The sequence below is a fragment of the Limnohabitans sp. genome (assembly GCF_017848645.1).
In the GTDB taxonomy this organism is placed as follows: domain Bacteria; phylum Pseudomonadota; class Gammaproteobacteria; order Burkholderiales; family Burkholderiaceae_C; genus Limnohabitans_A.
Genome location: NZ_JAFEIF010000068.1, coordinates 24,596 through 36,559, shown reverse-complemented (window position 1 = coordinate 36,559; position 11,964 = coordinate 24,596). Strand labels below are relative to the sequence as shown.

Here is an 11,964-nt window from a genome sequence, read left to right as displayed (position 1 = left end):
CCAAAGAAATAAGCGTGAAGGCATTCACAGCCATCACGCCCACCTTCCAATCACATCCCACCCTCAGCGCACCCACCTCAGCCCACTCTTTCGCCAGTCACCCGGTCAAACAAATGCGCGCTTTGTGCTGACCATTGCAGGTGTACCGCATCACCCACCGCAGCTTGCAGGACCCCAGGGATGCGGGCTGTGAGCGGGCCTGCAGCGGTATCCACCGTGGCGTAGGTTTCCGGACCCGTGGGCTCGATCATGCTGAGCTTGCCGGGTACACCTGTGGCGGCGAAGCCGATGCTCTCAGGGCGAAGGCCATAGACCAAATCACCGCTGCCATGCACTTGCACCGCAGCGCGTTGCGCGTCGGTCATCGCCAGCGCCACACCATGGGCGGTCAAGGCATGGCCTGATCGCTCAGCGTGCACCATGTTCATGGCCGGGGAGCCAATGAACTCGGCCACAAAGCGGTTGGCCGGGCGGTTGTAAATCTCGCCCGGTGTGCCGAACTGTTGCACCAGACCGTCTTTCATCACCGCAATTCGGTCGCCCAGCGTCATGGCTTCGACCTGGTCGTGCGTCACATACACCGTGGTGGTTTTCGTGCGCTGGTGCAGCAGTTTGATTTCGGCGCGCATTTCCACGCGCAGTTTGGCGTCCAGGTTGGATAGAGGTTCGTCAAACAAAAACAGCTTGGGGTCACGCGCCAAAGCCCGGCCCATGGCCACGCGCTGGCGTTGACCGCCCGAGAGTTGCCCGGGCTTGCGGTCCAACAGGTGGCCAATTTGCAGCATGGCCGACACACGGTCCACCGCGGCTTTGCGCTCGGCCTTGGGCACCTTGCGAATCTCCAGGCCAAAGGCGATGTTTTGCGCCACCGTCATGTTGGGGTAGAGCGCATAGCTCTGGAACACCATGGCGATGTCGCGGTCCTTGCTGGGCAGGTGGGTCACCTCGCGCTCGCCAATGTGGATGCTGCCGCTGGTGGGGTGGTCCAGGCCCGCGATCATCGACAGCAAGGTTGATTTGCCGCAGCCCGAGGGGCCAACCAGGATCAAAAATTCTCCAGCGGCGATCTCCAGATCGATGCCTTTGAGGATGTGGACCGTCTGGTTGTAGGTCTTGTGGATGTTGCGAATGGCCAGTGCGCCCATGATTTACCCCTTGACGGCGCCAGCCGTCAGGCCGCGCACAAAATATTTACCTGCCACTACGTACACAAACAGGGTGGGCAATGCTGCGATCAACGCAGCCGCCATGTCCACGTTGTATTCCTTGACGGCGCTCGATGTGTTGGCCAGATTGTTCAGGCCCACGGTGATCGGCTTGCTGTCGGCACCCGAGAACACCACGCCGTACAAAAAGTCGTTCCAGATGTTGGTGAACTGCCAAATCAACGTGACCACCAAAATGGGCAGCGACAGCGGCAGCACGATGCGGCGGAAAATCAACCAAAAGCCCGCGCCATCGAGCTGCGCGGCTTTGATCAACTCGTCCGGCAGGCCGATGTAGTAGTTGCGAAAGAACAGTGTGGTGGACGGGATGCCCGCTACAACGTGCACCAGCATCAAGCCCCAGATGGAACTGGCCACGCCCAACCAACCCAGCACTTGGCTCATGGGCAGCAGCACCACCTGCATGGGCATGAACACGCCAAACAGCATGAAGGCGAACAGGGTCTCGCTGCCACGAAACTTCCATTTGCTGAGCACATAGCCGTTGAGCGAACCAATCAAGGTGGACAGCAGCACCGCAGGCACCACCAATAACACCGAATTCCAAAAAAATGGCTTCAAGCCCTCGCACTGCACGCCAGTACAGGCCCTGCCCCAGGCTTTGAACCACGCGTCCAATGTGGGCGCAGTGGGCAAGCTCAGCAGGTTGCCTGTGCGAAGCTGCTCAGCATCTTTGAGCGAGGTGGTCAGCATTACATAGAGCGGCAACAGAAACCAGGCTGCAAACAGCAGCAGCATGGACCACAAAATCAGGCGATGAAAATTCAGGCGGTTCATCGTTTGCTCCGCAATTCAGAATACAAATAGGGCACCACAATCGCCGCCACAGTGGCCAGCATCACTGTGGCGCTGGCCGCGCCCACACCAATTTGCCCGCGTGTGAAGGCGGTGGCATACATGAAGGTGGCGGGCAAATCGGTCGCATAGCCGGGGCCACCCGCAGTGAGCGCCATCACCAGGTCAAAACTCTTGATGGCCAAGTGCGAGACCACCAGCAAGGTGCTGAAAAACACCGGACCCAAGCTGGGCAAAATGATGCGCCAATAAATCGTGGGCAAGCTGGCACCGTCGACTTGCGCGGCCTTGATGATCGAGTCGTCAATGCCGCGCAGCGCCGCCAAAAACAGCGCCATCACAAAACCCGCGCTTTGCCAAACGCCCGCAATCACCACGCAATAAATCGCCATATCTTGCTGCACCAGCCAATCAAAGCTGAAGCTGGAAAAGCCCCAGCTGTGCATCAAGTGCTCCAGCCCCAAACCGGGGTTGAGCATCCACTTCCAGGCGGTGCCTGTGACGATGAACGAGATCGCCATGGGGTACAAATAGATGGTCCGCAAGACGCCTTCGCCGCGCACTTTTTGGTCGAGCAAAATGGCCAGCAACACCCCCAATGCCATGGCACCGCCAATGAACAAAACCCCAAACACAGCCATGTTGCTCATGGCCACCTGAAAGCGGTCGCTTTCCATCAGGGCGGCATAGTGCTGCAGGCCCACAAATTCGTAATTGGGTAGCAAGCGAGAGGCCGAAACAGACAGGTAGCCGTTCCAGCCCATCAGGCCGTAGATGAACAGCAAACTGATGCCGAACGACGGCAAAACAACCATTTTGGGTAACCAGGGCTCAGTTTTTTGAAGGGGCTTCATGCGGTGACTCTTCGTCAATCCAATTCAAAAACGCGGAAGCAGGCGAACGCCGCTACCGCGTGACACAGTGCTCAACCGTTTAGAGCACCCGATCCGGTGTTTGAATTACCACCAGATTTCGTATTGAACGCCGGCCAGCGTTTGCGAGGTCTTGCCGTTCATCCCGAACGTTGCACTGTTGGCCGTTGCCGCCGCTTTGTTCCAGCTGGCACGGGTCACATAAAAACGCAACTCGGGGCGAGACCAGAAATCACCACCCACGGCCAAGGTGGGGGCAATCGTGATCTTGTTCAAAGTTTGTTTGGGGCTGTTGTCGCTGAAGGTGCTGCTGGTCGCACCGGCCTCTGCCAAGAACTTGAAGTTTTGATTCAGCGCATATGAAATGCGGCCGCCCAAGCTGCTGTCGGTGCGTTTGACAGACGAGCCTTCATCCTGATTGGTTTGCACGCCGATCACCGCTTGGCCACCCAATGGACCGGACTGCCAGTTGATGGTGTTTGCAATGCGTGTGACTTTTTTGCCGACACCACCGAGGTCCTGGAATTTTCCGCCAACTTCAGCGTGACCCTTTGATGTTTGCAGGAACAGCGTATTGGTCATTCCCGCCATGCCCAAGTTCGATTGGGTGTGCGACACCGCCAACGCACTGCCGGAGTTGCCGCCCGCCAAGCCCTCTGTCAAGACTTGTGTGAGCAACACACGCAGTTTTCCGTCTTTGTTCACTTGGATGTCCGACAAATCGACGTTCAGTTTTCTGGCTGATGTGCCCTTGGCCATTTGTTTGTCAAAGGTATCGCCCGTGAAAACACCCACACCCAACTTGGCCGCCCCCAAATTAACGCCGGTCACGCCAGCACCTTGGGTGTCACCATAGTCCATCAAAAACTTGTCGACGATGTGAACATCCTGGATTCGCAGGCGACGCTGGCCAGCCCAAAATTTGGCTTCCGGCGCAAAGGACAAACCGGACATTTCCACAAAGGCTTGGTTGGTGCTCAACTCTCCGTCTTTCCATTTGGAGGGCATGTAGTGCACTTTGTATTTGATGCCGTTGACATCAAAGTTTTTGATCAGGTCAATTTCGATGCCGTAGTCGCCCTCATTGCCCAAACGGAATTTTTGCAAGTCACCGCCCAGGCTCAGGCCCCCTTTGACGTTGTTGTCTTTGTCGTAGCTCAGGACAGCACCGCCACGCGAATAGCCCGAGAACTCAAAGCCGTCGGCAGCTTGGACTTGTGCAATGCACGCCACAGCAATGGCGCTCAAGATGATTTTTTTCATGGAGTTTCTCTCTGTTTCGTTTTTTTGAGGGGTGCAATTACTTGACCTTGGCGGCCGAAGCGATCTTGGCTTGAGCGTCTTTGCTGCTCATCTTGTCGTCGTTCCAAAACTGGCTGACCGCGTCCTGGATCGCGCCTGAAGTGGCCGAGCCGATGGCCATGCCGTGCGCCACTGAGGGCACCAGGCCACCGCTTTTGGCTGTGGACACGAAGTCGTTGGAGCTGAGCTTGGCGCAGTCGTCAAACTTGGCCAGGTTCATGTTCAGGCGTACTGGGATGGAGCCCTTGTTCAGGTTGAAGATTTCCTGAAACTCGGTGGACATGATGGCTGAGGCCAGGTCTTTTTGGGCATTGGCGTTGGCTTCGTTTTTCAGCTTGAACATGGCAAACGAGTCCACGTTGAAAGTGAAGGACTTGGCAGTGCCAGGGGCTGCGGTGCAAGTGAAGTCGGCACCAGGCTTTTTGCCAGCGGCCACAAACTCGCCCTTGGCCCAGTCACCCATCAGCTGCATGCCCGCTTCGCCCTTGATGACCATGGCGGTGGCCAGATTCCAGTCGCGGCCCGGGGCGTTTTTGTCGGTGTAGGTCTTGACCTTTTTGAATGTGTCGAGCACCTTGGTCATGGTGGCACCGGTCAATGTGGCGGGGTCCAGTTGCACCAGGGCTTTTTTGTAGAAGTCAGCACCGCCCACGCCCAAAGCCACGCTTTCAAAAGTGGTGAAGTCTTGCCAGTTTTGGCCGCCGTGCGCCACGGGAATGATGCCGGCTTTCTTCAAAGCTTCAGCCGCCACAAAAAACTCGTCCCAGTTGGTGGGCACTTTGGCACCGGCCTTTTTGAAGGCCGCGTTGCTGGTCCACAGCCAGTTGACGCGGTGCACGTTCACAGGGGCGGCGATGTAGTTGCCCTTGTATTTCATGACGTTGGCCACCACGGGCGGCAGCAGGCTGTCCCACTTTTCTCCCTTGGCCACATCGTCGATGTTGGCCAACACGCCTTCAGCCGCCCACTCTTGCAGCGCAGGGCCTTTGATCTGCGCAGCAGCCGGGGCGTTGCCCGAGACCACGCGCGACTTGAGCACCGTCATGGCGTTGTCACCGCCGCCGCCTGCCACGGCAAAGTCCTTCCAGCTGTGGCCTTTGCCTTGCAACGTGGCCTTGAGGGCAGCGGCCGATTTGGCTTCGCCTCCGCTGGTCCAGTAGTGCAGCACCTCAACTTCACCGGCATGCGCTGCCACGGCCAGCACAGCGGCTGTGACCAAGATCGAACGTTGGAATGTTTTTAAAGTTTTCATGAGTGTCTCCCTTTTGTGGCCAAACATGGCCCTGTGTTGATGTGCGAGGTGGCGGATCGGACTGCCAAGACCTCGACGGCTGAATATTAATATTTTGTTAATTTATTAACATTAGGTTAAACCCTGAGGCCTGATGTGGGTTGTTATCACCAGTTGTATCAACAATCCATTAAGCTTCGGGGATGAAATTGCTGCTTGCCGAAGACGATGCCATGCTGGCCGATGCCCTGCAAACCCAGTTGGGCAGCGCTGGTTTTGACGTGGAACACGCCCCCAACGGGGCCGTGGCCGACTATTTGCTACAAAAGCAGCATTTCGACATTGCCGTACTGGACATCGGCTTGCCCATGCGCGATGGCCTGGCCGTTCTGCAACAGCTGCGCCAAACCCAAACTGCATTGCCTGTGCTCTTGCTGACGGCCCGCGATGCGCTGGACGACCGGGTAGCGGGCTTGCAAGCCGGTGCCGACGATTACGTGACCAAGCCCTTTGACTTTCCCGAATTGCTGGCCAGGCTGCATGCCCTGCTGCGGCGCAGCCAACCGGCCAACACACCCACATTGGCAGGCGGCTTGACACTGGACAAGGCCACACGGCGTGCCCTTTTGGCAGGCGAGCCTCTGGAGCTCAGCGGTCGCGAATGGACCCTTTTGGAACTGCTGGTCCAACAACGCGACAAAGTGGTGACCAAGGAGCAAATTCACCAAGCATGGTCTGACGAAGGTGGCGAAACGGGTGGCGGCAACTCGATCGAGGTCTACATCCATCGGTTGCGCCGCAAACTGGAAGGCGCACGTCTGGTCATCCGAACCGTACGTGGGCTGGGCTATTTGCTTGAGGCAGAAGCCTGAAACCGTCTGTTTTGACCTCATTGCCATGACCATCACGCGCGCGCCCACAGGCCAAGCTGGGGTGTCGCTTGCACGCCAACTTCTCATGTGGCTGCTGCTGCCGCAGTTGGTGTTGTGGATGGCTGGCGGCGTGGTCACTTACAGATTTGCCGCGGGTTACGCCAATCAGGCCATTGACGCCAGCTTGCTGCAAGCCAGTCGCTCATTGGCCAGGCAACTCAAGCCCATAGGCAATGGTTTGTTGATCGACTTCCCCAAAGCAGCGCAAGACATCCTGGAGGCCGACCCCCAGGATCGGCTGCTGTACACGGTCAGCTCACCACCGGGTCAGTTCATTTTGGGCAACCAAGCACTGCCACCGCCGCCTGTGCAAATCCCGCCACGCGCCACGGCTCCACAGCAAGCGCCCACCACGCACCTGCTGGATACGCCCTACTTTTACGATGGCACCATGCCCCCCAACAACACCCACTTGCAAACTTTGCCCGAAGGGCAAGCCCTGCGTGTGGTCGCGCTTTACCTGAGCTTTGGCGATGGCCAGGCCGCCCCGCAAACCATGCTGGTACAAGTAGCTCGCAGCAGCGCCAACCGAGAAGAGTTGGCCCGGCGCATTCTGGTCGACATGCTGCTGCCCATGTCCAGTCTGGTGCTGCTCATGACGCTGATCGTGTGGCTGGGCATTCGCGCGGGCTTGTCACCGCTGGTCCGTCTTCGCCAACAAGTCGAAGGGCGCGCCCCCACGGACCTGGCCCCTTTGCAACTGGCTTCGGCACCGCGAGAGTTGTGGTCGTTGGCCACGGCCATCAACACCTTGTTGGCGGCCGTGCAAAACACCGTGGCCACACAAAAACGCTTCATCGGCGATGCCGCGCACCAACTTCGCACCCCCTTGGCAGGCCTGAAAAGTCAAACAGAAATCGCCCTGCAATCGGCCACCGACCCTGAACTTCGCGCCAGGCTGCAGCGCGTGCACGACAGCGCCACACGCAGCGCACACTTGGTCAACCAGCTGCTCACCCTGGCGAGAGCCGAGCCCGAATCTGTCATGGCGCAAGACCGCCAACAGTTTGACCTGCAGCGCATGGCGCAGTCGGTCACCGCCGAGTGGGTGCCCCGGGCCCTGCGCCTGAACATCGACCTGGGCATGGATCAAGACGCAGACGATGACACCACACCGCCTGCCGACAGCCCTGTTTGGATAGAGGCCAACGAGTTGCTGATGCGCGAAGCCCTGAGCAATTTGATTGACAACGCACTGCACTATGCGGGCCCGGGCAGCCAGGTCACGGTGCTCGTACGGCCATCGCCCCTTTCCCCCTCAACCACCCAACTCGAAGTGGTCGACAACGGGCCTGGCATCGCGCCCGAAGACCACGATCGCGTCTTCGAGCGCTTTGTGCGCGCCACGGATACGGGAGAGGGCTGCGGGTTGGGGCTGGCCATTGTGAAAGAAATCGTGGAGCGCCACGCAGGGCGGGTCACGCTGTTCGACGCTCAGCCGCAGGGCCTGGGGGTGCGCATCGAGTTGCCGATGGTCCAACCACAGAAGCCCCAGCATCACCCTTAAAAATCTGAACCCATTGACCTCCCATGCAGGCCGAAAGCCCGCCTTGCGCGGATATGCTCAAAGCCTACTCACTTGAACGCCATGAACACCCTGGATATCCAAACCCCCTCTGAAACAACCCACCTGCTGGGCGACATTGGCGGCACCAACGCCCGCTTTGCCTTGGTGCAGGGCGACCAGCAGCCCATCACACACGAAGTGACGCTGCCCACCAGCCAATACCCCGACCTGGCCGCCGCCGCACAAGCCTATCTGCAGCAAGTGGGGCAGCCATCGGTGGCGCAAGCCTGCATTGCGATCGCCAACCCGATCGATGGCGATGTGCTGAAGATGACCAACAACCATTGGCAGTTTTCCATCGAGGCCACGCGCCAGGCGCTGGGTCTGGACCACTTGCTCATGCTCAACGACTGGGAAGCCATGGCCATGGCGGCACCCGCTTTGAATGGCCGCGATCTGGAACAAATCGGCTCGGGCGAGCCGGTGCATGGTGCACCCAAAGGTCTGATCGGGCCGGGCACAGGCCTGGGCGTGTCATCTTTGGTGCGCTCTCGCAGCGGCGAGTGGGTGCCCATTGCGGGCGAAGGCGGGCATGTGAGCCTGGCCCCCAGCTGCGAGCGCGAGGCCGACATCCTGCGCGTGCTGTGGCAAACCTACCCCCATGTCTCGGCCGAGCGGGTCATCTCGGGCATGGGTCTGGAGAATTTGTACCGCGCCATTTGCCAACTCAACGGCACCGAGCCCGAAGCCCTGGTCGCCGCGCAGGTGAGCGAACGCGGCTTGGCCGCAACAGATGTGGCCTGCGAAGAAGCGCTCGAGCGCATGTGCCGCCTGCTGGGCCATACCGCCGCCAACCTGGCCTTGACGCTGGGGGCACGCGGCGGCGTCTACATCGGGGGCGGTGTGATTGGCCGCTTGGGTGACTACTTCGCGCGCTCGGGTTTTCGGGCCGCGTTCGAGGCCAAAGGCCGCTTTGCCAGCTACATGCAACGCATCCCGACCTATGTGATCCGCGCCGAGCAACCAGCCCTGATTGGCTGCGCCATGGCGCTCGGTGTGCAAACGGTCAGGCGCTGATCACCGCCTGCCAGGCTGGACACTGGCTCAGCCAGCGCGCCTGCCCTGACGCCACACACTCAGCCCCACCAACACCCAGGCCACACCGGATGCCCACAGCGTGAGGCCCATGGTGCCCGCCCAAATGGCCTGAGGGGGCGAAGCCCCTTGCGCCAGGGCTTGGGTTTGCAGCCATTGCATCAACCACAACCAAACCATGGCGGCGGCCACGATGCCCACGGTGCGGGTCACCAGGGTCAGGCTGCCCGAGAGGCCCCGCGACGAGTCCGGCAAGCGGGCCACCACCTGGTCGGCGTAGACCACCTGAAACACCCCCAAGCCCACACCCTGAAGCAACAAAGCCAGGGCCATGAAGGGCCAGGCTTTCGCCATCGACACCGCGCCGATCCAGGCCAGCCCCAAGGCCATGACCCCTTGCGCCCCATGGTCGGCAGCGCGCAGGCTCATGCAGCGCAGCAGCGCAGGGGCTGCGCCCGAACCCACCAGCACACCCAAAAGCCAAAGGGCCAGCATGGCCCCCGTGGCGGTGCCGCCCCAGCCCGCAGCAGGCAAGGCATAAGGCAAGCTCAGTGCAATGGTGAAGCTGCAAAACTGAACGCCCACATTGACCAGGTTGATCCAGGCGAAATCGGCATCGCGCCGCATGAAGCCCCACACACCACGCACGCTGCTCGCCTGGCTGGCATCACCGGGAGCGCTCAAGGTCTGCGCACGCAGGCGACGGGCCAGCCAAGGCGTGCACAGCCAGGCCAGCAACACAATCGGCACCCGAAAACCGTACACCCCGGCCCAGCCCCAGTGCAGCATGCTCAGCCCCCCGAGCAAAGGGGCCAGCAAACCAGCCCCCGCGAACATGGCGCCATACACCGACAGCGCCTGCGTGCGCTGCCCGGCAGCCAGCAAGCCCATGGCCAAGGCTGGCGCGCAGGACAAAGTCAGCGCCACCCCGACGCCTTGTAAAACCCGCCCGGCCAGCAAGCCGCCATACGCCGTTGCCGCCGCACAGGCCGCCAAACCCAACGCCGACAGCGCCAAGCCCCAGCGGAACACGCGCAAGTGGCCCAGGCGGTCGCCCAGCACACCACAAAACAGCATCAGGCTGCCGTAGGTGATGACGTAGCACACCGCCACCCAGCGGATGTCGGCCGTGGCCAAGGCAAAGGCTTCGGTCATGGCAGGAAAAGCCATGTTGACCGCAAAGTCGAGCGGCGCGATCGCGGCACCACAACCGACGACGGCAAAGCCCAGCCAAGGCGTGCGGGCGCGAGGTGGGTCAGCTTGGGGGGAAGAAGGCGAAGGCATGGTGGCTGTGCGTGGCTGCAAGCCCCGTGGGGCGCATGGCCACGTTCGCGCTTGAAACCCTGCCCCGCGCGGGCGGGGCAGGGTGGGTCAACACAAGATCACTTGCTGACGGTGGCGTAGTACATCTTGGGCGCATCGTTGGAGTTGTGCGCGATGCCCACGTTCTTCTTCATGGCCCAAGGGCGCATCTGGTGGTGCAGTGGCACATACAGGGCTTCGTCGCGGGTGATGGTCAAGGCTTCCTTGAGCATGTTGTCGCGCTTGGTCTTGTCCATTTCGGTTTTCATGGCTTCGGTCAGGGCGTCCACCTTGGCGTTGCTGATCTTCAGGAAGTTGAAGTTGCCATCCGAGCCCGTGGTGCGGGTCATGACCAGGGACTGCAGGGAGTACTGCGCGTCGTAAGTGGCCACGCCCCAGCCCAGCAGGTAAGCGCTGGAGTCAAAGTTTTGGATTTTGCTGATGAAGCTGCTGAAGTTGGTGGCATTGAGCTTGGCGCGGATGCCCACTTTGGCCCACATGTTGACCACGGCTTGGCACACCTCTTCGTCGTTCACGTAGCGGTTGTTGGGGCAGTCGAGGGTGAAGTCAAAGCCATTGGCGTAACCGGCGTCGGCCAGCAGTTTCTTGGCACCGTCCAGGTCGGGTGGTGCAACTTTGTCCAACTCGGCCGTGTGGCCATTGACACCAGGCGCGACCATGATGGCCGCGGGCACCGACAGGCCGCGCATGATGCTGCGCTGGATGGCCACCCGGTCAATCGACATGTTCAGGGCTTTGCGCACGCGCACGTCCTTGAAGGGGTTGGGGCCTTTGGAGCCGTATTTCAATTCGTTGGAGCCTTGGTCAACGCCAATGAAAATGGTGCGCACTTCCGGGCCATCGAGCACGGACAAGGCGGGTGTGGAGCGCAGGCGGGCCACGTCTTGTGTGGGCAAGTCGGTCACGATGTCCACGTTACCCGCCAACAAAGCGGCGATGCGGGTGGGGTCGGACTTGATGGGGGTGTAAATCACATCGGTCACGTTGCCGGGCAACTTGTCCCACCAGGTTTTATTGGCCGTCATGACCAGGCGCTGATCGGCCACCCACTCCTTGATGACATAGGGCCCGGTGCCGTTGGCGTTGGTGGAGGCGAAGGTGATTTCCTTGGCCTTGTAGTCCTGCACTTTTTCGGACTTGTTCTTCACCGCCCAGGCCTTGCTCATGATGTAGAAGGTGGTGAAGCTGTTGAGCAAGGTCGGGTTGGGTTTGTCCAGCACGACGTCGATGGTGTGGTCGTCGATCTTGTTGATGGCTTTGACACCGGCCACATAAATTTGCATGGTGCCTTGTGGCTGGCGAATGCGGTCAAAAGAGAACAGCACATCGTCGGCGGTGAAGGCCGAGCCGTCCTGGAACTTCACGTTCTTGCGCAGGTTGAAACGCACCGTGGTGGGGTTGACCACCTGCCAACTGGTGGCCAGCGAAGGCTCAACTTTGTAGTTGCGGTCGTAGCGCACCAGGGGTTCGTAGGCATGGCCCACGATGTTGTTGGTGGTGGCGTGGTTTTGCGCGTGCGGGTCCAGCGTCAGGATGTCGTTTTGCGCAGCCCACTTGAGCTCGTTGGCTTGCACGGCACTCACGGAGACCAGCGTGGCAGACATGCCGATGGCCAGCGCGAGCAGGCGCGTGGAACGAAGGATTGGTTTCAACATGCAGATTCCTGTCTTGGTTGGTTGAC

At 60.2% G+C, this 11,964-nt stretch carries 10 protein-coding genes; 3 read left to right on the top strand and 7 right to left on the bottom strand.

The features are described 5' to 3' along the window. Positions 1 to 77: 77 nt before the first annotated feature. The 5 genes from QZ190_RS14445 to QZ190_RS14425 form a co-directional block, all read right to left on the bottom strand. Positions 78 to 1,145 (bottom strand): ABC transporter ATP-binding protein, encoded by a 1,068-nt coding sequence (locus QZ190_RS14445; protein ID WP_291917514.1) that lies wholly within the window; start codon positions 1,143 to 1,145, stop codon positions 78 to 80. A 3-nt stretch (positions 1,146 to 1,148) separates the two neighbouring features. Beyond that, positions 1,149 to 2,003 carry a carbohydrate ABC transporter permease gene (locus QZ190_RS14440; RefSeq protein WP_291917511.1) on the bottom strand — a complete coding sequence of 285 codons (855 nt, stop codon included), beginning with the start codon at positions 2,001 to 2,003 and terminating at the stop codon, positions 1,149 to 1,151. Continuing rightward, on the bottom strand, positions 2,000 to 2,875 hold the full coding sequence (locus QZ190_RS14435) for a carbohydrate ABC transporter permease (RefSeq protein ID WP_291917508.1): 876 nt from the start codon (positions 2,873 to 2,875) through the stop codon (positions 2,000 to 2,002). Before QZ190_RS14435 ends, QZ190_RS14440 begins: the two co-directional genes overlap by 4 nt. 105 nt (positions 2,876 to 2,980) lie before the next feature. Beyond that, positions 2,981 to 4,156 carry a carbohydrate porin gene (locus tag QZ190_RS14430; protein ID WP_291917505.1) on the bottom strand — a complete coding sequence of 392 codons (1,176 nt, stop codon included), beginning with the start codon at positions 4,154 to 4,156 and terminating at the stop codon, positions 2,981 to 2,983. Between the two features lie 37 nt (positions 4,157 to 4,193). Next, the gene (locus QZ190_RS14425) at positions 4,194 to 5,447 is read right to left on the bottom strand and encodes an ABC transporter substrate-binding protein (RefSeq protein WP_291917503.1); all 1,254 of its coding nucleotides are present in this window, start codon (positions 5,445 to 5,447) and stop codon (positions 4,194 to 4,196) included. Positions 5,448 to 5,629: 182 nt separating this feature from the next. On the opposite strand from QZ190_RS14425, the gene QZ190_RS14420 reads away from it, so the two are divergent. The 3 genes from QZ190_RS14420 to QZ190_RS14410 all read left to right on the top strand — a co-directional run bounded on the left by QZ190_RS14420 (position 5,630) and on the right by QZ190_RS14410 (position 8,942). Continuing rightward, entirely contained in the window at positions 5,630 to 6,298 is a 669-nt protein-coding gene (locus QZ190_RS14420; RefSeq protein WP_291917500.1) for a response regulator transcription factor, read from the top strand. 25 nt (positions 6,299 to 6,323) lie between these two features. After that, the gene (locus QZ190_RS14415) at positions 6,324 to 7,865 is read left to right on the top strand and encodes a sensor histidine kinase (RefSeq protein WP_291917497.1); all 1,542 of its coding nucleotides are present in this window, start codon (positions 6,324 to 6,326) and stop codon (positions 7,863 to 7,865) included. Positions 7,866 to 7,946: 81 nt separating this feature from the next. Further along, positions 7,947 to 8,942, top strand: a complete 996-nt coding sequence (locus tag QZ190_RS14410) for a glucokinase (RefSeq protein WP_291917495.1) — start codon at positions 7,947 to 7,949, stop codon at positions 8,940 to 8,942. A 27-nt stretch (positions 8,943 to 8,969) separates the two neighbouring features. On the opposite strand, the gene QZ190_RS14405 is transcribed toward QZ190_RS14410, so the two are convergent. Together QZ190_RS14405 and QZ190_RS14400 are read right to left on the bottom strand one after the other, a co-directional pair. Continuing rightward, the gene (locus tag QZ190_RS14405) at positions 8,970 to 10,244 is read right to left on the bottom strand and encodes an MFS transporter (protein ID WP_291917492.1); all 1,275 of its coding nucleotides are present in this window, start codon (positions 10,242 to 10,244) and stop codon (positions 8,970 to 8,972) included. A gap of 98 nt (positions 10,245 to 10,342) precedes the next feature. Further along, positions 10,343 to 11,938, bottom strand: a complete 1,596-nt coding sequence (locus QZ190_RS14400) for an ABC transporter substrate-binding protein (RefSeq protein ID WP_291917489.1) — start codon at positions 11,936 to 11,938, stop codon at positions 10,343 to 10,345. Between the last annotated feature and the right edge of the window lie 26 nt (positions 11,939 to 11,964).